Source organism: Stenotrophomonas sp. 86156_Sma (assembly GCF_056481625.1).
In genome coordinates this window covers 4,102,271-4,123,351 of sequence record NZ_CM151157.1, presented here as the reverse complement: position 1 = coordinate 4,123,351, position 21,081 = coordinate 4,102,271, and the positions used below count along the sequence as shown (strand labels likewise).

Genomic DNA, 21,081 nt, shown 5'->3' with positions numbered 1-21,081 from the left:
GGTACCATTCCCCCTTTGCACGCACCGGACACAATCCATGATTCGAAGCATGACCGCCTATGCCGGCGGCGAGCGGGTCACCCCGTGGGGCACGCTGGGCTGCGAGCTGCGCTCGGTCAACCACCGCTTTCTGGAGGTCGGCACCCGCCTGCCCGAGGAACTGCGGGCGCTCGAACCACAGCTGCGCGAGCGCATCGCCGCGCGCCTGAGCCGCGGCAAGCTGGATCTGGTGATGCGCCTGCGCGCGCCGGAAGCGGCCGCCAACCTGCAGGTGGACGAGGCCCTGCTGGGCCAGCTGGGCCGCCTGGCGCACCGCCTGACCTCCGATTTCCCCAACCTGCAGGTCAGCTTCACCGACCTGCTGCAGCTGCCGGGCGTGACCCGCGGCGAGGCCACCGATGCCGCCGCCCTGCAGGTCGAGGCACTGGCCCTGCTGGACCAGGTGCTGGACGGCTTCGTCGAGGCCCGTGAGCGCGAAGGCGGCAAGCTGTCCGCGGCCATCAGCGAGCGCGTGGACGGCATCGAACGCATCGCCACCGAAGTGCGCACCTTGATTCCGGCCATTCGCGACGGCCAGCGCGCCAAGCTGGCCGCCCGCCTGGCCGACCTGCCGCATCCGGTGGACCCCGGCCGCGCCGAGCAGGAGCTGGTGCTGTGGCTGCAGAAGCTGGACGTGGATGAAGAGCTGGACCGCCTCGGCAGCCACATCGTCGAGATCCGCCGCGTGCTCAAGCAGCGCGAGCCGGTCGGCCGCCGCCTGGACTTCCTGCTGCAGGAGTTCAACCGCGAAGCCAATACGCTGGGCTCGAAGTCGGTGGACAGCCGCACCTCCAATGCGGCGGTGGAGCTGAAGGTGCTGATCGACCAGATCCGCGAACAGGTGCAGAACATCGAGTGATGTTGCATCCAGCGATACAGCAGGGGCGCCTTCGGGCGCCCTTGTCGTTTCAGCGCATCAGCGCACCCTGACGCCCGCCGCTCCCTCGCTCAAGCGCCCCAGCACGGCCGCCTGGCCGAACCCCGCATCGTTGAAGCAGGCCAGCACCGCATCCAACGCTTCCGGCGCACAGGACACCAGCAGGCCGCCGCTGGTCTGCGGGTCGGTCAGCAGTGGCTGCCAGTGGGCGGCCAAGCCCTCGGCGAAGCGCACCTCGGCGCCATACGAGGCCCAGTTGCGGTTGGAGGCGCCGGTTACGCAGCCACGTTGCAGCAGGTCCAGGGTCTGCGGCAGCAGCGGCACCTGTGCACTGTCCACCTCGGCGGCCACGCCACTGGCGCGGCACACTTCCAGCAGGTGGCCGAGCAGGCCGAAGCCGGTGACGTCGGTCATCGCGTGCACGCCGTCCAGCGCGGCCAGCGGCACGCCCACGCTGTTCAGGCGGGTGGTCGACGCGACCATCTGCCGGTAGCCCTCGGCATCCAGCACTTCTTTCTTCAGCGCCGACGAATACACTCCCACGCCCAACGGCTTGCCCAGCACCAGTACGTCACCGGCGCGTGCATCGGCATTGCGCTTGAGCCGCTGCGGATCGAGCACGCCGATCGCGGCCAGGCCGTAGATGGGTTCCACCGAATCGATGCTGTGGCCACCAGCCACCACGATGCCGGCATCAGCACAGGCGCGTTCGCCACCCTGCAGGATGCCGCGGATGGTGTCCTGCGGCAGGCTGTTGATCGGCATGCCGACGATGGCCAGTGCGAACAGCGGGCGCGCGCCCATCGCGTACAGGTCCGACAGCGCATTGGTGGCGGCGATGCGGCCGAAGTCGAACGGGTCGTCGACAATCGGCATGAAGAAGTCGGTGGTGGCGACGATTGCCTGCCGGTCATCGAGGCGATACACCGCGGCGTCGTCGCTGGTCTCGCGGCCGACCAGCAGCTCGGCCGGTGCCGGAAGCGCTGGAACCCCGCGCAGCAGTTCGGTCAGCACGCCGGGCGCGATCTTGCAGCCGCAGCCACCGCCATGCGCGAGAGACGTCAGTCGTTGCGGGGCATCGGCCGTTGAAGGAGCGGGGGACTGCGCGTGCGTGGCCATGCCGACATCTCCTGCGGGAACGCGAATGGCGGAAGGCAGCAGGAGTCGAACCTACCAGGGAACGATCGACGCCCCCTACTGGGTTTGAAGCCCAGCCGCATGCCCGGATGCGCATGCCTTCCGAAAGTACGGCGGTACCGGTGGGCTCAGTCGCGGGCTGCGTTCCACTGCAGGTCGCCGCGCGGCCGATGCTGGTCACCGACGCGTCGAGTGTAGCCAACGCGATTGAAGAACTCCAAGATCTGGATGCTGCGTTTGCGGCCCAGGCCGATGGCATCGCGGAACGCCGCCGCATCCACCGTGCCGCTGGCCTGTGACAGCTGCGCGACGATCGTGGCCAACTCGGCGATGCGGGCCGGCGCATAGAACAGGTCGGGCACCACCTGGAACAGATCGCCACGCGCGGCGGCGCGACGCAGGACGGCGCGGACCTCGTCTTCGGCCAGTCCGATGTCGGCGGCCAGGGTGCGCACCCACGGTGGATCGAAGCCACCGGCGTGCAGTTGCGGCAGCACGCGTTCCAGCAGAAGGCGTTCGCGTTCCGGTGGCGCATGGTGATGGCCGGGCAGGCGCCACCACGCGCCCACGCGCTGCAGCGTGCCATCAGCCAGCAGGTCCTGCAGCAGCGCATTCCAGAGGCTCGCTGCAAGCGAGGGCAGGGTACTGCGCTGCAGGCGCCCGCTGTCGACGCCGGGTTCGTCGGGGCGTCGCTCGTGCCAGCCGCGCAGCGAGGTGATCACCTGCTCGCGCAGTGCTTGCCAGTGCGGTGCGAGGATGATCACCGCGTCATCGCGGGTCGCGATGCGTCGCGCGTCCTCGGGCAGGTCGATGCGGTCGGCGGCGCGTCGGCAATAGCGTTGCAGCGCGGTGAGGGGAATGCCGGCAGGTGCCTGCTGCAGCAGCGGGACAACACCGGCACCGGCCGCCAGCTGCTCCAGTGCCCCCAGCCAGGCCAGCCGCGCAGGACTGCGCCGACGCCGCTGCGGAGGATCCGGATCGAGCACGACGCCACCGCCCAGTGTGTGGGTGGCTGCTGAATCACGGGCGATGAAACGATCGCCACACATCGCGCAGACTGGTGCATCGAACACCAGCTGCACCAACTGACCATCGCCGTGATCGTGGTCTTCCAGCAGCACCACATGGGCCTGCCGGTGCATCGTGCCCCAGTGGATGTGCAGCGGTGACCAGTCGCGCAGTGGCGGCGCCAGTGCGGAAAGTCGCAGGCGCACGTCGACGCGGGTAGTGGCCAGCAGCGCGCGTGGATCGGCAATCCAGTCGCCACGGCGGATGTCGTCGCGGGCGATGGCGGCCAGGTTCAGCGCGCAGCGTTGCCCAGCCATCGCGTGCTCGCTGGCCTGGTTCTGCGCATGGATGCTGCGCACGCGCACGTCGGTGGCGGTTGGCATCAGCTGCAGATGCTCACCCACTGCGGCGATGCCGCCATGTACCGCGCCGGTCACCAGCGTGCCGTGGCCGGGCAGCGAGAACACGCGGTCCACCGGCATGCGGAACAGTTCGCTGCGCAGTTCGGCCTGGCGTGTGCTGGCATCGTCCGCCGCCCACGCGTGCAGCTGGGTACGCAGTGCGCTGATGCCGGCATCGTCGGGTGCGGTGCTGTTGCAGGCGAACAGAGGGGAATCCTGCAGCGGTGTTGCGGCCAGCAGCGCGGCAATCTCGATCTCGACCCGGGCGAGGCGCGCCGCATCCACACGGTCGATCTTGGTCAGCGCCACCGCGCCGCGATCCACGCCCAGCAGCTGCAGGATGGCCAGATGCTCGCGGGTCTGTGGCATCACGCCGTCGTCGGCAGCGATCACCAGCAGGGCGACATCGATACCCGTGGCGCCGGCCACCATCGTGTGCACGAAGCGCTCATGGCCTGGCACGTCGACGAAGCCCAGCGTCGCGGCGGGGCCTTCGACGTCCCTGCTTTCCACCGGGACATAGGCGTAGCCCAGTTCGATCGATATACCGCGCGTTCGCTCTTCCTGCAGGCGATCGGTTTCGATGCCGGTCAGCGCGCGTACCAGGCTGGTTTTGCCATGGTCGATATGCCCGGCGGTGCCGACGATCATGCCTGCAGCGTGCTCCACTGGGCGAGGAAGTCGGCTTCGTCGGCGGGTTCCAGGCAACGCAGGTCCAGCCACAGCGCGTCATCGGCAATGCGGCCCAGCACGGGTCGCGGCAGCTGACGCAAGCGCTTGGCCAGGCGATCCAGTCCGCCACGGCGCGCGCTGGTAATGCGCAGTCCGGCGCTGGCCAGCTGCGCCTGTGGCTGGGCGCCGCTGCCGATCTGGCTCTGCATTGGTGACCGTTCAAGATCGTAGTCGGCCGCGAGCACGGAACGCATCGGCTGCAGCAGGCGCTGGGCCTGCACATCGAGGTCCTCCTGCGTGCGTGACAGGGTGCGCAGGGTCGGCAGTCGCTGTGCCAGCAGCTCCGGCTCGCGGTACAGGGCCAGCACCGCTTCCAGTGCGGCCAGGCCCATCTTGTCCATGCGCAGTGCCCGCTTCAGCGGGTTGCGGTTGATCCGCGCGATCAGGTCGGCGCGGCCGGCGATGATGCCGGCCTGCGGACCACCCAGCAGCTTGTCGCCACTGAACGACACCAGGTCGGCGCCGGCCGCCAGCGTTTCCTGCACGGTGGGCTCGTGCGGCAGGCCGAAGGCCGCCAGATCACACAGGCTGCCACTGCCCAGGTCCACCACCAGCGGCAGGCCATGCTCGCGCGCGATCGCGGCCATCGCCGCGGTGTCGACCTTGGCGGTGAAGCCGGTGATCGCGTAGTTGCTGGCGTGCACCTCCATCAGCAGCGCGGTGCGCGTGCCGATGGCATTGGCGAAGTCAGCCGGATGGGTACGGTTGGTGGTGCCGACTTCCAGAAGCCGCGCACCGGCACTGCGCATCACGTCGGGAATGCGGAAGGCGCCACCGATCTCCACCAGCTCGCCGCGTGACACCACCACGTCGCGGCGGTTGGCCAGGCTGTTGAGCAGCAGCAGGACCGCCGCCGCATTGTTGTTGACCACAGTGGCGGCTTCAGCGCCGGTCAGTTCGCAGATCAATGCCTGCACCCTTGCATCGCGGTCGCCGCGACGGCCGCGGCTGATGTCGAATTCAAGATCCACCGGCGCGGTCATCGCGCGGGTGACCGCGTGCACGGCGGCATCCGGCAGCAAGGCGCGGCCGAGATTGGTGTGCAGCACGGTGCCGGTCAGATTGAACATCGGCTGCAGATCCTGCCGTGCGTCAGCGGCCAGTGCGGCCTCGACTGCTGCCACCAGCGCCGGGACGTCAACCGCTTCCTGCAGCTGCGTGCCCGAGAGCTGGCCGGCGCTGATACGGTCGCGCAGCACCTGCAGGTGCGAACGCAGCAGCTGGGTGATACGGCTGCGGCCGTGGCCCTCGATCAGTGCTGCCAAGGCAGGCAGACGCAGCAACCGGTCCAGCGAGGGCAGGGCGGAAACCGATGCCGGGGTGGGGGGCGTGGCTGTCATCGCCTCACTCGCCGTCGGATTGCCACAGCAGCGGATTCTGGCTGGCGCGCGCATACCCTTCCTCGCCCAGCAGCAGGTCCAGCGCCAGCGTGCCGAGGTCGTCGGCCACCGGCTCCAGCGACGGGTCTTTTTCCAGATACAGGATCTTGCGGTAGCTGTGGCAGTGGTCGCAGGTCTCGGCACGGACCGCGCTCTCGCGCACCGCCTCGCCGCTGTCGCCGTCCACATCGGCCAGGGCGCGATAGGCGATGTCCTTGCCGGCGGCACCACACTGGCTGCACTGCACGCGTACGTAGTGCCACTGGCAGGCACACAGCGAGCACGACAGGTAGCGGTAGGAGGCATAGGGCGGCCGCGCCTGCACCACGCTGACCACCGGCAGGGTGCCGCACAGCGGGCACAGCCCCGGTGCATCGGCCAGCGGCTTCAGCTCGGTGGGGCGGAAGCTGTCCGCCAGCACCGCCCAGTAGGCCTGCAGCGCATTCATCACCAGCAGCGCAGCCACCGCATCCACTGACGGCGCGTCATCGCGCTCCAGCACCGCATGCGCCTGCGCATCCAGCCACCCGTCATCGGCAGCAGCAACGCGCTGCAGTTCCTGGCGGGTTTCCGCCGGCAGGCCGGCTTCTTCAGCGCAGTGCTGGCATAGCGTGCGCAGCCAGCCGCGCCAACAGCCATCCAGCTGAAGTGTGTTGGCCGGCCGCAACGGCATCCCGGCGCCGGCCGCCGCACTCGACTGCTGTGCACGCGCCTGTGCCTGAAGTTCCTCGCGTTGCTGCGGTGTCAGATCCTCCAGCAGCGCCTGCTGCGCATCGGCCAACGCCGCCAGCAGCTGCAGGTAACCACCGATGGCACTGTGTGCAGCCAGACTGCGCAGGCGGTCCGCACGTCCGGCAAACAGCGACGCGGTATCGGGCAGGATGATGCGCGGCACATCGCGCGAGGCCAGCGTCTCGATCTCACCGGGTTCAAGGATGCGTTGCGCCATGCAGGGCCAGCCAGAAGAACCAGGCTCCATCCTCGCCGTTGTCGACGCTGGCGTCCAGCGTGTCGAGGCAAAGCAGTCGAGCATGGCTCGACTCTACAAAAGCCGGTTTCGATCATTGCCATGTTCATCGTGTCGACCAAGGTCGACACCCACCAAAAGCACCGCGGACCTGTCGAGGGCGACCGGACCCACCCCGCCACCCCTCAGGAAGCCGCCTTTTGACGTTGACGTTGCCTCTGCGGGTGCAGGGCCGCAGGCCCTGCCGCTACCCCTCTTCCCGCCGTCCGCGCAGGATGTCCCGGAACCACTGCCGGTGATGCTTGTACGCCCACCCGTAGGTCACCTTGCCCTGGGTCATCGCCCGCACCGAGCCCTTGATCCAGATCGCTGCATAGATGTGCACGACGATCGCGCACACCAGCACCCAGCCGAACAGCGCATGGGCCAGCATCGCGAAGCGGATCACCCCGATCGGGAAGAAGTGGCTGAAGTACTGCCGCCAGATCACGAAGCCGGTCAGCAGCAGCGCCGACAGGCAACCGATGATCGCCCAGAACAGCAGCTTCTGGCCGGCATTGAAGCGACCCACCGGCGGCAGCTTCTCATCCTCGTTGCGCAGTACATCGCGCATGCCGCGCATCCACTTGCCATCGTCGGCGGTCGGCAGATTGTCGCGCCACATGCGGAACGCCAGCAGCGCAAAGCCGACGACCATGGCCAGGCCGATGAACGGGTGCAGGATGCGCGTCCATGGCCCACCGCCAAACAACTGGGTCAGCGGGAACAGGGCAGGGTGGAACAACGCCAGCCCGGACAGCGCGGTCAACACGAAGCAGATCGCCACAATCCAGTGATTGATGCGGGTCGGCGCGCGGTAGCGGATGATCTGCCGCGGGTGCGGGGCGTACTTCATGGCCGCTGCTCCTCTTCGATCTTCTTCGCCTCGTGCTCGGCTTCCTCTTCTTCCTCGTCATTGACCGTGTTGCGGCCGATGCCGATGTAATGCAGGAAGCCGGCGAAGGCGGTAGCGGCAATCGCCAGCACGCCCAGCGGCTTGGCCACGCCCTTCCACACCTCCACCATCGGGCTGATGCGCGGGTCCTTCGGCAGGTCGGCATACAGTTCCGGCTTGTCCACGTGCTGCAGCACGTACATCACATGGGTGCCGCCCACACCCTGCGGGTCGTACAGGCCGGCGTTCTCGTAGCCGCGCGATTTCAGGTCTTCCACGCGGCCGGCAGCATGCTCGGTCATTGCCTGCTTGCTGCCGAAGGTAATCGCACCGGTCGGGCAGGTCTTCACGCAGGCCGGTTCCTGGCCCACCGCCACCCGGTCCGAGCACAGCGTGCACTTGTAGGCCTTGTGGTCCTTCTTGGAGATGCGCGGCACGTCGAACGGGCAACCGGTCACGCAGTAGCCGCAGCCGATGCAGTTCTCTTCCTGGAAGTCGACGATGCCGTTGGCGTACTGAATGATCGCGCCCGGCGACGGGCAGGCCTTCAGGCAGCCCGGATCGCTGCAGTGCATGCAGCCTTCCTTGCGGATCAGCCACTCCAGCTTGCCCTTCTCGTCCTCGTACTCGCGGAACTTCATCACCGTCCACGACTGTTCGCTCAGGTCGGGCGGGTTGTCGTAGCTGCCAACGCAGCTGCCGACCTCGTCGCGCAGATCATTCCACTCCATGCAGGCGACCTGGCAGGCCTTGCAGCCGATGCACTTGCTCACATCGATCAGCTTGGCGACCTGGCCGGTGTGCGCGCCACGCGCCTCCGGCGAGGGCGTGGTGGTGGCCGAGCGGCGGATGATGTCCAGGGATTGCAGTGACATGGCGTGTCTCCTACACCTTCTCGACCTTGACCAGGATGCACTTCGATTCGGGCGTCTGCGAGTTGCCGTCACCGATGGCGTTGGTCAGCGTATTGGCGATGTATCCGGGCTTGGCCGCACCGAGGAAGCCCCAGTGGATCGGCACGCCCACCTGGTGCACGGTTCTGCCATCAATCTGCAGGGCCTTGATGCGCTTGGTCACCATCGCCACCGCTTCGATGTGCCCGCGCTTGGAACTGACCCGCACGCGGCTGCCGTTGTTGATGCCCAGCTCATCGGCCAACGCCGCGCCGATCTCGACGAACTGCTCGGGCTGGATGATGGCGTTCAACTTGCCGTGCTTGGTCCAGAAGTGGAAATGCTCGGTCAGGCGGTAGGTGGTGGCTACATGGGGGAACTCGTCCGGCGAACCGATCTGTGCGCGATCGCTGGCGAACACGCGCGCCGCCGGGTTGTTCAACGTCAGTGCCTGGCCCGGGCTGAGCGGGTTGCTGCGCAGCGGGGTATCGAACGGTTCGTAGTGCTCCGGGAACGGCCCTTCGGCCATGCCAGCCTTGGCGAAGAAGCGGGCGATGCCTTCCGGGTTCATGATGAACGGGCCCATGCCGCCGGCGGGATCTTCATCCGCCTTGAAGTCCGGCACGTCCACGCTGCCCCAGTTTTTCCCGTTCCAGGCCAGCAGCGTGCGGCGCGGATCGAACGGTTGGCCGGCCACGTCGCACGAGGCGCGGTTGTACATCACGCGGCGATTGGCCGGCCATGCCCAAGCCCAGCCCAGCGTGTTGCCGATGCCGGTGGGGTCGCTGTTGTCACGTCGCGCCATCATGTTGCCGGTCGGGCCCCAGGCGCCGATGTAGATCCAGCAGCCGGAGGACGTGCTGCCGTCGTCGCGCAGGTCGCCGAACGCCGCCAGCTGCTCGCCGGCCTTGCGCACCAGCTTGGTCGGGTCCTTCGGATCGAACACGTCGGCCAGTGCCTTGCCGTTGTATTCCATCGCCAGTTCTTCCGGCGTCGGCAGTTCCGGGTTGGAGTACTTCCAGGCCAGGTCGCGCACCGGCTCCCACCACGCACCGCCGTCCTTCTCGTACATCGCTTTGATGCGATGGAACAGCTCGGACATGATCTCGATGTCGCTGCGCGCTTCGCCCGGCGGATTGGCACCCTTCCAGTGCCACTGCAGCCAGCGCGAGGAGTTCACCACTGCACCGTTCTCCTCTGCGAAGGAGGTGGTCGGCAAGCGGAATACTTCGGTCTGGATCGCACTGGGATCAACATCGTTCAGTGCGCCGTGGTTCTGCCAGAACGCGATGGTCTCGGTTTCCAGCGGGTCCATGCTGACCATGAACTTCAGCTTGGAGAACGCGCTGATCAGCTTGCCCTTGTTCGGCGCCGAAGCCAGGGGGTTGAAGCCCTGGCAGATGTAGCCGTGGATCTTGCCCTCGTTCATCAGCTCGTACGCCTGCAGCATGTCGTACGGCTTGTCGAGCTTGGGCAGATGGTCGAAGCACCAGTTGTTGTCGGCGGTAGCGGCGTCGCCCCACCACGACTTCATCAGGCTGACGTGGAACTTCGGGTAGTTCTGCCAGAACGACATCTGGTTGGCGCGCAGTGGCTTCTGCGTGCGCTTGGCGATGTAAGCGTCGTAGTCCTGCTCGTCCTGTTTCGGCAGCGTCAGGTAGCCGGGCAGCAGGTCGGACATCAAGCCGATGTCGGTCAGGCCCTGGATGTTGGAATGCCCGCGCAGCGCGTTCATGCCGCCGCCGGCCACGCCGATGTTGCCCAGCAGCAGCTGCACCATGGTGCCGGCGCGCACGTTCTGCGCGCCGATCGAGTGCTGCGTCCAACCCAGCGCGTACAGGATGGTCATCGCCTTGTCCTTGCCGGCGGTGGACGCGATCATGTCCCAGACCTGGCGGATGCTGTCGGCGGGCGTGCCGCAGATGCGTTCGACCATCTCCACGGTGTAGCGTGCGTAGTGCTGCTTGAGCAGGGTGTAGACGCAGCGCGGGTCCTTCAGCGTCGGGTCGCTGCGCACGAAGCCATCGTCACCGTAGGCGTAGTCCCAGCTGGAGCGGTCGTAGCTGCGCTTCTCTTCGTTGTAGCCCGAATACAGGCCGTCCTTGAAGGCGAACTCGTCCTTCACCAGGAACGACATGTCGGTGTAGTTCAGCACGTACTCGTGCTGGATGCGGTCCTCGGTCAACAGGTAGTTGATCAGGCCGCCCAGGAACACGATGTCGGTGCCGGTACGGATCGGCGCATACACGTCGGCCACCGCGGCCGAGCGGTTGAAGCGCGGATCGACCACGATCAGTCGGGCCTTGTTGTGTGCCTTCGCCTCGGTCACCCATTTGAACCCGCACGGGTGTGCCTCGGCGGCATTGCCACCCATGATCAGGATCAGGTCGGCATTCTTGATGTCGACCCAGTGATTCGTCATCGCACCACGGCCTAGCGTCGGGGCAAGACCTGCCACCGTCGGGCCGTGTCAGACACGTGCCTGGTTGTCGAATGCCAACATGCCAAGGGAGCGGACGACCTTGTGGGTCAGCACCGCGGTTTCATTGCTGGTGGCCGAGGCCGCCAGCATGCCGGTGGTCAGCCAGCGGTTGACCGTCTGCCCGGCCTCGTTCTTCTGCACGAAGTTTGCATCGCGGTCTTCCTTCATCAGCCGCGCGATGCGGTCCAGCGCATCGTCCCAGCTCAGCCGCTTCCACTCGTTCGAGCCCGGTGCGCGGTACTCGGGGTAGAGCAGGCGCGACTTGCTGTGGATGATGTCGGCCAGGCCGGCACCCTTCGGGCACAGCGTGCCGCGGTTGACCGGATGGTCCGGGTCGCCCTCGATATGGAAGATGCTCGGCTCGGCGTTCTTGGCGCCGTCGCCGAGGCTGTACATCAGGATGCCGCAGGCCACCGAACAATACGTACAGGTGTTGCGGGTCTCGGTCGCGCGGGTCAGCTTGTACTGCCTGACCTCCGCGAGCGCGATGCCGGGCGCGAAGCCCATCAATGCCAGGCTGGAGCCGACCAGGGTTGTCCCGGTCACTTTCAGGAACTGGCGGCGGCTCATCGATGGCATGCCGTTCTCCTGGGATGGCGGGGAGGCGCAGGCCTCCGGGCTGTCGTTGGGTACGGCCCGGTTATAGCACAGGCCCCCGCACGCCCATGTGGCACAAGGCCCGGCGCCTGCCGGACGGGCGCGCAACGCGGCCGCTCTGGTAAAGTTGCGTGCCCGCCCCCCGGGGAAGCGTCTGCCGGGCCTGGTTCCAGGATGTTCCGCGCAGCCCCCGCCGTCCTGGCGCGATCCTCCGCGCCGGATCTGGAACACCGAGGAAAAATTTTGCGAAATCAACCAGTTGGGTTCCGCGCATGAGCGCCCCGTCGAAGCCGTCGGACGCCGTTGCGCGCGGCACGCTGTACATCGTTGCCGCCCCGTCCGGCGCCGGCAAGAGCAGCATCGTCAATGCCACCCTGGCGCGTGACCCGCAGATCGCCCTGTCGATCTCCTTCACCTCGCGCGCGATGCGCCCGGGTGAAGTGAATGGCCAGCACTACCATTTCGTCTCTGCGGAGAAGTTCGAGGAAATGATCGCCGCCGGCGACTTCTTCGAGCATGCCTGGGTGCATGGTGACTGGAAGGGCACCGCCCGCCAGTCGGTGGAGCCGCAGCTGGCCGCCGGCCAGGACGTGCTGCTGGAAATCGACTGGCAGGGCGCGCAGCAGGTACGCCAGCTGGTGCCGGGCACGGTCACCGTGTTCATCCTGCCGCCGTCCAAGCAGGCCCTGCAGGACCGCATGCGCAAGCGCGGCCAGGACAGCGAGGCGGTCATCGCCCAGCGCCTGGGCGCCGCCCGTGACGAGATGCTGCACTTCAACGAGTTCGACTACGTCATCGTCAACGAGGTGTTCGACACCGCCGTGGACGAGCTGTGCGCCATCTTCACCGCCAGCCGCCTGCGCCGGGAGGCCCAGAAGGTCCGCCACGCAGGCCTGATCCAGGCCTTGTTGACCCCCGATCCGGGCGCAACTGACTGATTCCAAAAGAATCGGGTAGGGGTTGGCTTGATTTTGTCCAGCCCCTGCCAGTACACTCCGTCCCCTTTCCCTCATTCGACTGAGCGGCCGACCGGTCGCCGGGAGCCCGTATGGCCCGCATCACCGTAGAAGATTGCCTGGAAGTCGTTAACAACCGTTTCGAACTGGTCATGATGGCTTCCAAGCGTGCCCGCCAGCTCGCCAACGGCGTGCAGGCCACGCTGGACAACAGCGAGACCGAGGACAAGCCGACCGTGCTGGCGCTGCGCGAAATCGCAGCCCGCAAGATCGACAACGCGCTGATCGACGAAGTCGAGAAGGCCGAGCGTGAGCGCGCCGAGCGCGAAGCGCTGGAGTGGGCTGCCGCGGAAGTGGTCGCCGACGAAGACATGTCCAAGAACGACGATTGATCGCATCGATCAACGTAATCGTTGGATGTGCCGAACAGCCCGCCCCGTGCGGGCTGTTTCGCATTCAGGATTTGCCGTAAACGTCGCGCTGGAATAGGCTTCGGGCATGAACCCAGGCCCCACTGCCAAGGTCGCCGCAGCCCCCGCTGCCGCCGTACCCGACTACGTCCTCCAGCTTGAACGCGCCGCCCATTACCTGCCGCCGGAACAGCTGCCGCTGTTGCGCCGTGCCTGGGAAGTCGGAGCCGCCGCACACGCCGGGCAGACGCGCAAGTCGGGCGAGCCCTATATCACCCATCCGGTGGCCGTGGCCCAGGTGCTGGCCGAGCTCGGCCTGGACGTGGAGGCGCTGATCGCCGCGATCCTGCACGACACCATCGAAGACACCCCGCTGACCCGTGAAGCGCTGGCTGCCGAGTTCGGCGAAGCCGTGGCCGAACTGGTCGACGGCGTGACCAAGCTGGACAAGCTGAAGTTCCGCGACCGCCAGGAAGCGGCCGCCGAGAGCTTCCGCAAGATGCTGCTGGCGATGTCGCGCGACCTGCGCGTGATCATGATCAAGCTGGCCGACCGCCTGCACAACATGCGCACGCTGGGCGCGCAGAGCCGCGAAGCGCGCGGCCGCATCGCCCGCGAGACGCTGGAGATCTATGCGCCCATCGCCCAGCGCCTGGGCATGAGCCTGGTCAAGAGCGAGCTGCAGAACCTCGGCTTCAAGGCGCTGTATCCGTGGCGCCACGCGATCCTGGAAAAGCACATCCGCAGCCAGCCGGTGGTCCGCCGTGAAGCGCTGGCGCAGGTGGAAGTGCAGCTGTCGCAGCGGTTGGCGAAGGAAGGCATCGAGCACCGCCTGGTCAGCCGCATCAAGACCCCGTGGAGCATCTACAACAAGATGCGCGACGAGAACAAAACCTTCGACCAGGTGATGGACGTGTTCGGCTTCCGCCTGGTGGTGCGCAGCGTGCCCAGCTGCTACCACGCGCTGGGTTCGGTGCATGCCACGTTCAAGCCGCTGGATGGGCGTTTCCGCGATTTCATCGCCATTCCCAAGGCCAACGGTTACCAGTCGCTGCATACGGTGCTGTTCGGGCCGTATGGTTCGCCCATCGAAGTGCAGATCCGCACCGAAGAGATGGACCTGATCGCCGAACGTGGCGTGGCCGCGCACTGGACCTACAAGTTCGGCGGCGATTCACCGAACAGCGCGCAGAGCCGCGCACACGCCTGGATCGTTGAACTGATCGACTCGCAGCGTGCCGCCGGTTCCTCGCTGGAGTTCCTCGACAACGTCAAGGTCGACCTGTTCCCGGACGAGGTCTACCTGTTCACCCCGAAGGGCAAGATCCTGGCCCTGCCGCGCAATTCCACCGCGCTGGACTTCGCCTACGCCGTGCATACCGACGTCGGCAACATGGCCGTGGCCTCGCGCGTGGACAAGAAGCTGGTGCCGTTGCGCACCAAGCTGGTGTCGGGCCAGTCGGTGGAGATCATCACCGCACGCTCGGCCACGCCGAAACCGCAGTGGCTGGAATTCGTGGTTACCAGCAAGGCGCGCACCGCCATCCGCCACCAGCTCAAGCAGCTGGAGCACGAAGACGCCGTGCAGCTCGGCCACCGCATGCTCGACCGTGCGCTGGAGGCGATGGATTCCTCGTTGGAGCGGCTGCCGAAGGGGCGCCTGGATGCGTTCCTCGCCGAGCACCGCTTCCCGCGCCTGGAGGCGCTGCTGGCCGAGGTCGCACTGGGCAACTGGATGCCGACGCAGGCTGCACAGGCGCTGATGGCCTACGCCGAACTGCGTGGCGGCCCGCATTCGCGCCACCACTCGCAGGAAAAGATCCTGATCAACGGCAGCGAGCGTGGCGTGGTCACGTTCGCCGGCTGCTGCCAGCCGATTCCCGGCGACGAGATCATGGGCTACCACACCGCCGGCAAGGGCATCGTGGTGCACCGCATGGACTGCCCGAACCTGGCCGAGCTGCGCAAGTCGCCCGAGCGCTGGGTGCCGATCGGCTGGGACACCACCGTCTCCGGCGACTACGACACCTCGCTGGTGGTGGAAGTGGAGAACGGCACCGGCGTGCTGGCACAGCTGGCCGCCGCCATCGCCCAAAGCCACTCCAACATCGAGCGCGTGGACTACCTGGACCGCGACTTCAACGCCGCCGTGCTGGCGTTCAACATCCAGGTACGCGACCGCAACCACCTGGCTGAAGTGATGCGCCGCCTGCGGCGCCTGTCGGTGGTGCAGTCGGTACGCCGCCAGTAGGTCCTGCGCGCACCCGGTAGTGCCGGCCGCTGGCCGGCAACTTCGCGGTGCTTCCGACGTTCATGGGGTTGCCGGCCAGCGGCCGGCACTACCGAAGCGGCGCGGTAGACCCGCGCCATGCGTGGATGCAGCCCCAGCCGGTACAATCACCGCTCTGTTTTCCCCCAAGCACCGGAGCGACCCATGTCCCGCCAGATCATCAACACCGAAAAGGCCCCCGCCGCGATTGGCCCGTACTCGCAGGCCGTGCGCGCCGGCAACACCGTGTACTTCTCCGGCCAGATCCCGCTCGACCCGGCTACCGGCGACATCGTCGGCGCTGGTGACGTCGAAGCACAGGCCCGTCGCGCCTTCGACAACCTCAAGGCCGTGGCCGAAGCCGCTGGCGGCTCGCTGGACAAGGTCGTGCGTCTGGGCCTGTACCTGACCGACCTGGGCGAGTTCGCCAAGGTCAACGCGGTCATGCAGGACTATTTCCAGGCCCCGTACCCGGCCCGTTCCACCATCGAAGTCTCCGGCCTGCCGAAGGGCGCCAACTTCGAGGTCGACGCGGTGATGGTCATCGACTGACCGCCACGTGGCACGCAAGGCGGCGGTCACCCCGGTCCTGTCACCGTCCGGCGAAGCATCCCTGGCGATGCTTGCGGGCGTCGGCCCGGCCGTGGCCGCCAAACTGCAGGCGCGTGGCCTGGCCACCCTGCAGGATCTCTGGCTTCACCTGCCGCTGCGCTATGAAGACCGGACCCGGCTGACCCGCATCGAAGACCTGCGCAACGGCGTGCCGGCGCAGGTGGAAGGGCGGGTGGTCGCGGTCGAGCGCGGCATGCGTTACCGGCCGATGCTGAAGGTCGCGGTGGAGGACGAAGGGCAGGGCACCCTGGTGCTGCGCTTCTTCCATTTCCGCCAGCAGCAGGTCGGCCAGTTCGCAGTCGGCAACCGGCTGCGCTGCTTCGGCACCCCCAAGCCCGGCCACCTCGGCCTGGAAATCGTCCACCCCAGCTACCAGGTGCTGGGCCGCAATGACGATCCCGAACTCGGCGACCGCCTCGACCCGGTGTATCCCACCGTGGAAGGTGTCGGCCCGATGACCATGCGCAAGCTGATCGGCCAGGCCCTGGATCGCCTGCCCGAGGAAAGCACGCTGGAACTGCTGCCCAGCGGCTGGCTGGATGGCCTCGGCCTGCCGTCGCTGCGCAGTGCGTTGCTGACCGTACACCGGCCACCGCCGGATGCCGATCTGGCCGCGTTGGCCGCAGGCAACCATCCGGCGCAGCGTCGCCTGGCGATGGAGGAGCTGCTGGCCCACCACCTCAGCCTGCGTCGGCAGCGCATTGCCTTGCAGGCGCACCATGCGCCGCCGCTGGCCGGCCCCGGCAAGCTGGTCAAGGCGCTGCTGAAACAGCTGCCGTTCGCCCTGACCGGCGCACAGGCGCGCGTGTTCAAGCAGATCCGTGAAGACCTCGCGCGCCCCAGCCCGATGCTGCGGCTGGTGCAGGGTGACGTCGGCTCCGGCAAGACCGTGGTTGCCGCACTGGCGGCGATGCTGGCGGTGGAGCAGGGCAAGCAGGTCGCATTGGCCGCCCCCACCGAACTGCTGGCCGAGCAACATCTCAACAACCTGCGCGGCTGGCTGGAACCGCTCGGCGTGCGTATCGCCTGGCTGGCCGGCAAGGTCACCGGCAAGGCGCGCGCCAAGGTGATGGAGCAGGTCGCAAACGGCGAAGCGCAGGTGGTGGTCGGTACCCATGCACTGATGCAGGAGGCGGTGGTATTCCAGGATCTGGCCCTGGCCATCGTCGACGAACAGCACCGCTTCGGCGTGCACCAGCGCTTGGCCCTGCGCGACAAGGGCGCGGGCGCGCACAGCGTGCCGCACCAGCTGGTGATGACCGCCACGCCGATTCCGCGCACGCTGGCGATGTCCGAATACGCGGATCTGGATGTGTCGGCCATTGACGAACTGCCTCCCGGCCGCACACCGGTGCAGACCGTGGCACTCAACAACGATCGCCGTCCCGAACTGATCGAGCGCATCGCGCTGGCTTGCCAGGAAGGGCGGCAGGTGTACTGGGTGTGCACGCTCATCGAGGAAAGCGAAGAACTGGATGCCACCCCAGCGCAGGCCACCTACGAGTCGCTGCAGGCGCTGCTGCCGGGCGTGCGCGTCGGGCTGGTGCATGGCCGCCTGAAGGCCGCCGAGAAGCTGGCGACGATGGTGGCGTTCAAGGCCGGTGAGATCGATCTGCTGGTGGCGACCACCGTGATTGAAGTGGGCGTGGACGTACCGAACGCTTCGCTGATGGTGATCGAGAATGCCGAGCGCCTCGGCCTGGCCCAGCTGCACCAGTTGCGCGGCCGCGTCGGTCGTGGTTCGGCGGTATCGCGTTGCGTGCTGCTGTACCAGGCGCCGCTTTCGCAGATGGCGCGCGAGCGCCTGCAGACCATGCGCGAAACCAATGATGGGTTCGTCATCGCCGAGAAGGATCTGGAGCTGCGTGGCCCCGGTGAACTGCTCGGTACCCGCCAGACCGGCCTGGCCGGTTTCCGCATTGCCGATCTGGCCCGCGACGCCGGCCTGTTGCCCGGCGTGCACGATCTTGCCGAACGCCTGCTGGCCCAGCAACCCGCGCTGGCCGATCGCGTGGTGCAACGCTGGATCGGCACCGCCGTGCGTTACGCCTCGGCGTAAGTTGCGGGGTCAGAGCCCTTTGCACAGCAAAGGGCTCTGATTCCATCCCCGGGACGCTCATCCACGCATGGCGTGGATCTACTGCTCGCTGCGCGCGGGAGTCGAGCATGGCTCGACTCTACAGACAGCCTTTTCGATGAATCCGTGGATATGTCGACCAAGGTCGACACCTACCAGAGCAGAACGCCGTTCCGACAGACTGCAGAAATCTGTCGAAGGCGGGGTGGGTCCGGTTGCGGGGGCGTGAGCCGCATGGATGCGGCGACCGAGCTTACATGGACGTACTTGCAGCGTCCCCCGCAACCGGACCCACCCCGCCATCCCCCAGGAAACCAGCTTTTGCTGTTGCTCTGGCGTTTGCCGTTGATTCGGCGGGTGCAGGGCGCAGCCCTGCCGAACCCCAACCCCCCGTACTTGCAACGGTCATCATCCCGGTCCACACTTCGTTGCCGATCTGAAGACGGCAACGATGACCCACAAGATCCCCCTGTTGATCGACACCGACCCCGGTGTGGACGACGCCCTGGCCCTGCTGATGGCCTTTGCCGATGAACGGCATGACGTGGTCGCCCTGACCATCGCCGCCGGCAATGTCGGCCTGCAGTACACCGTCCGCAACGCCCTCAAGCTCTGCGACATCGTCGGCCGCGCCGACGTACCGGTGTTTGCCGGCAGCCCGGATCCCCTGCTGCATCCCTCCGTTGACGCCGCCCACGTGCATGGCCGTGACGGCTACGGCGACGTGGACCTGCCGCCGCCGAGCCGCCAGGCTGAAGCCGAGCACGCCGCACTGGCCATCCTGCGCCTGTCGCACGAGCACGCCGGTGAACTGATGCTGGTGATGCTTGGCCCGCTGACCAACCTGGCCCTGGCACTGAAGCTGGACCCGACCCTTCCCGAGCGCATCAAGCGCATCGTGGTGATGGGCGGTGCGGTCACCTGCCACGGCAACATCACCCCGGCGGCCGAATTCAACATCGCGTTCGATCCGGAAGCGGCGCACGTGGTGTTCACTTCGTTCAAGCACCTGCTGGTGTCGGACTGGGAGGCCACCGTCGCCCATGGCCTGCCGCTGCAGGATGCTGAAAAGTGGCTGCAGGCTGATTCCGATCGCGCCCGTTTCTACGAGCTGATCTCGCGCAAGACCCGTGGCCTGTCCGAGGACAGCAAGGGTGGCCGCTGGTATACCGCCGATGCGGTCGCCATGGCCTGGGCGCTGAACCCGGAAGGGCAGCTGCAGGTCGAATCGCGGCCGCTGAACGTGGAGCTGAACGGTACGTTCAGCCGCGGCGCCACCATCGTCGACTGGAACCGCCAGACCGGCCAGCCGGACAACTGCGATCTGCTGATGGCCTACGACCAGCAGCGTTTCGAGGCCCTGGTGCGCCAGGCCCTGGGCGCGGACTGAAGTCTGTTGACCCGCACCGGTTGCCCCGAGCGGCAACCGGTGCTTATAATGCCGCTCTTGACCACCAGCCCATTTACGGTGTGAGCCCATGAAGGCCGATATCCATCCGAACTACCGCGACGTCGTCTTCCATGACGTCACCTCCGATTTCAAGATCCTGACCCGCTCGACCATGGCGACGAAGGAAACCATCCAGTGGGAAGACGGCAACGAATACCCGCTGGTCAAGGTTGAAATTTCCTCTGCTTCGCACCCGTTCTACACGGGCAAGCACAAGGTCATCGACACCTCGGGCCGTATCGACAAGTTCCAGAAGCGCTACGCGCGCTGATCTGTCGATCCAGCTTCGAACCGACGGCCGCGCTCTGCGCGGCCGTTTGTTTTTCCCCAACGCCTACCCAACGGGCGTTTGGATGGACGGAACACTGCGTTCGGATGACAACGCTTTTGCCGATCCGGGCCGCTCAACGGCCGGCGTCTGGCCGCCTGTCGTATACGACTTCTGTCTAGCGCCGGGCAAATGCTGCTGTGCGATAATGGCGTGATCCCCGGCACAGGCCGAGGACGTCATTCACGTGCCTGACCAATGCGCTTGGGCAGGCGCCTTCCCATGAAGGAGCGCACACAGTGTCCGATCTTGATCAGGTCACGCTCAACGCCGGCGATAAGTCGGTCGTTCTGCCCGTCATCAAACCCACCCTTGGCAACGACTGCGTCGACATCGCGAAGCTGACCAAGGAAACGGGGTATTTCACCTACGATTCCGGCTTCACCGCGACGGCCAGCTGCAAGTCCGCCATCACCTACATCGACGGCGACAAGGGCGTGCTGCTGTACCGCGGCTACCCGATCGAACAGCTGTCGGAAAAGTCGAGCTACGTCGAAGTGGCCTACCTGCTGATCAACGGCGAGCGCCCGAGCGCCGAGCAGCTGAAGGCCTTCACCGACGAGCTGGCGGCTGAAGCCAACGTCGATGAGTCGATCAACACCCTGATCGGCAGCTTCGCCAAGGATGCACATCCGATGGCCATCCTGACCGCCGCCATCGCGCAGCTGTCGGGCATCTACCACGCCTCGCTGGACCTGTCCGACGCCGAACAGCGCCGCCAGGCCGCTGTGCGCCTGATCGCCAAGGTGCCGACCCTGTCGGCGCTGATCTACCGCCACGGCAAGGGCCTGCCGGCCAACAAGCCGGACACCTCGCTGGACTACGTCAGCCGCTTCCTGAAGCAGACCTTCGAGTCGGCTGATGGCCAGTACGATCTGAACCCGGACGTGGTCAAGGCGCTGGACCTGCTGTTCATCCTGCACGCCGACCACGAGCAGAACGCCTCGACCTCGACCGTGCGCCTGGTCGGCTCGACCGGTGCCAACCCGTACGCGTCGGTCGCCGCTGGCGTCACCGCGCTGTGGGGTCCGGCCCACGGCGGTGCCAACGAAGCCGTGCTGAAGATGCTGGAAGAGATCGGCAGCGCTGACAACGTCGAGTCCGCCGTGGTCAAGGCCAAGGACAAGACCTCCGGCTTCCGCCTGATGGGCTTCGGCCACCGCGTCTACAAGAACTTCGACCCGCGCGCCAAGGTCATCGGTGAGATGACCAGCAAGGTGCTCAAGCAGCTGGGCGTGCAGGATCCGCTGCTGGACGTGGCCGTGAAGCTGGAACAGGCCGCGCTGCAGGACGAGTACTTCGTCGCCCGCAAGCTGTACCCGAACGTCGATTTCTACAGCGGCATCATCTACAAGGCGCTGCAGATCCCGACCGAAATGTTCACCGTCATGTTCGCCCTGGGCCGTACCTCCGGCTGGGTCTCGCATTGGCTGGAACAGCAGGTTGACCCGGAAATGAAGATCGGCCGTCCGCGCCAGGTCTACACCGGCAGCGACGTGCGCGACTACCAGGGCTAATCGCCCGCGTAGGTTG

At 66.7% G+C, this 21,081-nt stretch carries 16 protein-coding genes and 1 tRNA gene; 9 read left to right on the top strand and 8 right to left on the bottom strand.

Annotated elements, in window-relative coordinates; genetic code table 11:
* Window positions 1-37 precede the first annotated feature (37 nt).
* Window positions 38-898 (top strand): YicC/YloC family endoribonuclease, encoded by an 861-nt coding sequence (locus tag ACZK33_RS19090; protein ID WP_019661992.1) that lies wholly within the window; start codon window positions 38-40, stop codon window positions 896-898.
* A 57-nt stretch (window positions 899-955) separates the two neighbouring features.
* On the opposite strand, the gene selD is transcribed toward ACZK33_RS19090, so the two are convergent.
* The 8 genes from selD to fdnG form a co-directional block, all read right to left on the bottom strand.
* On the bottom strand, window positions 956-2,035 hold the full coding sequence (gene selD / locus ACZK33_RS19085; RefSeq protein WP_423174866.1) for a selenide, water dikinase SelD: 1,080 nt from the start codon (window positions 2,033-2,035) through the stop codon (window positions 956-958).
* A 26-nt stretch (window positions 2,036-2,061) separates the two neighbouring features.
* A tRNA-Sec gene (locus ACZK33_RS19080) sits at window positions 2,062-2,157 on the bottom strand.
* 24 nt (window positions 2,158-2,181) lie between these two features.
* The gene (gene selB / locus ACZK33_RS19075) at window positions 2,182-4,113 is read right to left on the bottom strand and encodes a selenocysteine-specific translation elongation factor (protein ID WP_423174865.1); all 1,932 of its coding nucleotides are present in this window, start codon (window positions 4,111-4,113) and stop codon (window positions 2,182-2,184) included.
* Complete coding sequence (gene selA / locus ACZK33_RS19070) at window positions 4,110-5,534, bottom strand: L-seryl-tRNA(Sec) selenium transferase (protein WP_423174864.1); 1,425 nt, start codon at window positions 5,532-5,534, stop codon at window positions 4,110-4,112. The genes selB and selA overlap by 4 nt, the downstream gene beginning before the upstream one ends.
* A 4-nt stretch (window positions 5,535-5,538) precedes the next feature.
* Window positions 5,539-6,522 carry a formate dehydrogenase accessory protein FdhE gene (fdhE, locus tag ACZK33_RS19065; RefSeq protein ID WP_423174863.1) on the bottom strand — a complete coding sequence of 328 codons (984 nt, stop codon included), beginning with the start codon at window positions 6,520-6,522 and terminating at the stop codon, window positions 5,539-5,541.
* Window positions 6,523-6,787: 265 nt separating this feature from the next.
* On the bottom strand, window positions 6,788-7,435 hold the full coding sequence (locus ACZK33_RS19060; protein WP_071228193.1) for a formate dehydrogenase subunit gamma: 648 nt from the start codon (window positions 7,433-7,435) through the stop codon (window positions 6,788-6,790).
* Window positions 7,432-8,349, bottom strand: a complete 918-nt coding sequence (fdxH, locus tag ACZK33_RS19055; RefSeq protein WP_012481154.1) for a formate dehydrogenase subunit beta — start codon at window positions 8,347-8,349, stop codon at window positions 7,432-7,434. The genes ACZK33_RS19060 and fdxH overlap by 4 nt, the downstream gene beginning before the upstream one ends.
* Before the next feature lie 10 nt (window positions 8,350-8,359).
* Window positions 8,360-11,428 carry a formate dehydrogenase-N subunit alpha gene (gene fdnG / locus ACZK33_RS19050; RefSeq protein ID WP_423174862.1) on the bottom strand — a complete coding sequence of 1,023 codons (3,069 nt, stop codon included), beginning with the start codon at window positions 11,426-11,428 and terminating at the stop codon, window positions 8,360-8,362.
* Between the two features lie 290 nt (window positions 11,429-11,718).
* On the opposite strand from fdnG, the gene gmk reads away from it, so the two are divergent.
* From gmk to ACZK33_RS19010, 8 genes are all read left to right on the top strand, one after another.
* Window positions 11,719-12,384 carry a guanylate kinase gene (gene gmk, locus ACZK33_RS19045; protein ID WP_014038334.1) on the top strand — a complete coding sequence of 222 codons (666 nt, stop codon included), beginning with the start codon at window positions 11,719-11,721 and terminating at the stop codon, window positions 12,382-12,384.
* A gap of 110 nt (window positions 12,385-12,494) precedes the next feature.
* On the top strand, window positions 12,495-12,794 hold the full coding sequence (gene rpoZ / locus ACZK33_RS19040; protein WP_005410877.1) for a DNA-directed RNA polymerase subunit omega: 300 nt from the start codon (window positions 12,495-12,497) through the stop codon (window positions 12,792-12,794).
* A 106-nt stretch (window positions 12,795-12,900) separates the two neighbouring features.
* On the top strand, window positions 12,901-15,063 hold the full coding sequence (locus ACZK33_RS19035; RefSeq protein WP_019661980.1) for a RelA/SpoT family protein: 2,163 nt from the start codon (window positions 12,901-12,903) through the stop codon (window positions 15,061-15,063).
* Window positions 15,064-15,246: 183 nt separating this feature from the next.
* Window positions 15,247-15,633, top strand: a complete 387-nt coding sequence (locus tag ACZK33_RS19030; RefSeq protein WP_005410875.1) for a RidA family protein — start codon at window positions 15,247-15,249, stop codon at window positions 15,631-15,633.
* Between the two features lie 67 nt (window positions 15,634-15,700).
* On the top strand, window positions 15,701-17,752 hold the full coding sequence (gene recG / locus ACZK33_RS19025; protein WP_478455106.1) for an ATP-dependent DNA helicase RecG: 2,052 nt from the start codon (window positions 15,701-15,703) through the stop codon (window positions 17,750-17,752).
* 469 nt (window positions 17,753-18,221) lie between these two features.
* Complete coding sequence (locus tag ACZK33_RS19020) at window positions 18,222-19,160, top strand: nucleoside hydrolase (protein WP_032127836.1); 939 nt, start codon at window positions 18,222-18,224, stop codon at window positions 19,158-19,160.
* A gap of 88 nt (window positions 19,161-19,248) precedes the next feature.
* Entirely contained in the window at window positions 19,249-19,491 is a 243-nt protein-coding gene (locus tag ACZK33_RS19015; RefSeq protein ID WP_005410871.1) for a type B 50S ribosomal protein L31, read from the top strand.
* A 296-nt stretch (window positions 19,492-19,787) separates the two neighbouring features.
* Window positions 19,788-21,065: a citrate synthase gene (locus ACZK33_RS19010; protein WP_032127838.1), complete on the top strand. Its 1,278-nt coding sequence runs from the start codon at window positions 19,788-19,790 to the stop codon at window positions 21,063-21,065.
* Window positions 21,066-21,081 lie beyond the last annotated feature (16 nt).

What these genes read in the sequence shown, in the direction of transcription:
- selA (WP_423174864.1), bottom strand. Translation starts at nt 5,534, where the DNA reads ATGACAGCCACGCCCCCCACCCCGGCATCGGTTTCCGCCCTGCCCTCG.
- ACZK33_RS19060 (WP_071228193.1), bottom strand. Translation starts at nt 7,435, where the DNA reads ATGAAGTACGCCCCGCACCCGCGGCAGATCATCCGCTACCGCGCGCCG.
- recG (WP_478455106.1), top strand. Translation starts at nt 15,701, where the DNA reads ATGCTTGCGGGCGTCGGCCCGGCCGTGGCCGCCAAACTGCAGGCGCGT.
- ACZK33_RS19035 (WP_019661980.1), top strand. Translation starts at nt 12,901, where the DNA reads ATGAACCCAGGCCCCACTGCCAAGGTCGCCGCAGCCCCCGCTGCCGCC.
- ACZK33_RS19020 (WP_032127836.1), top strand. Translation starts at nt 18,222, where the DNA reads ATGACCCACAAGATCCCCCTGTTGATCGACACCGACCCCGGTGTGGAC.
- fdxH (WP_012481154.1), bottom strand. Translation starts at nt 8,349, where the DNA reads ATGTCACTGCAATCCCTGGACATCATCCGCCGCTCGGCCACCACCACG.
- selB (WP_423174865.1), bottom strand. Translation starts at nt 4,113, where the DNA reads ATGATCGTCGGCACCGCCGGGCATATCGACCATGGCAAAACCAGCCTG.
- ACZK33_RS19030 (WP_005410875.1), top strand. Translation starts at nt 15,247, where the DNA reads ATGTCCCGCCAGATCATCAACACCGAAAAGGCCCCCGCCGCGATTGGC.
- ACZK33_RS19090 (WP_019661992.1), top strand. Translation starts at nt 38, where the DNA reads ATGATTCGAAGCATGACCGCCTATGCCGGCGGCGAGCGGGTCACCCCG.
- selD (WP_423174866.1), bottom strand. Translation starts at nt 2,035, where the DNA reads ATGGCCACGCACGCGCAGTCCCCCGCTCCTTCAACGGCCGATGCCCCG.
- fdhE (WP_423174863.1), bottom strand. Translation starts at nt 6,522, where the DNA reads ATGGCGCAACGCATCCTTGAACCCGGTGAGATCGAGACGCTGGCCTCG.
- rpoZ (WP_005410877.1), top strand. Translation starts at nt 12,495, where the DNA reads ATGGCCCGCATCACCGTAGAAGATTGCCTGGAAGTCGTTAACAACCGT.
- gmk (WP_014038334.1), top strand. Translation starts at nt 11,719, where the DNA reads ATGAGCGCCCCGTCGAAGCCGTCGGACGCCGTTGCGCGCGGCACGCTG.
- ACZK33_RS19015 (WP_005410871.1), top strand. Translation starts at nt 19,249, where the DNA reads ATGAAGGCCGATATCCATCCGAACTACCGCGACGTCGTCTTCCATGAC.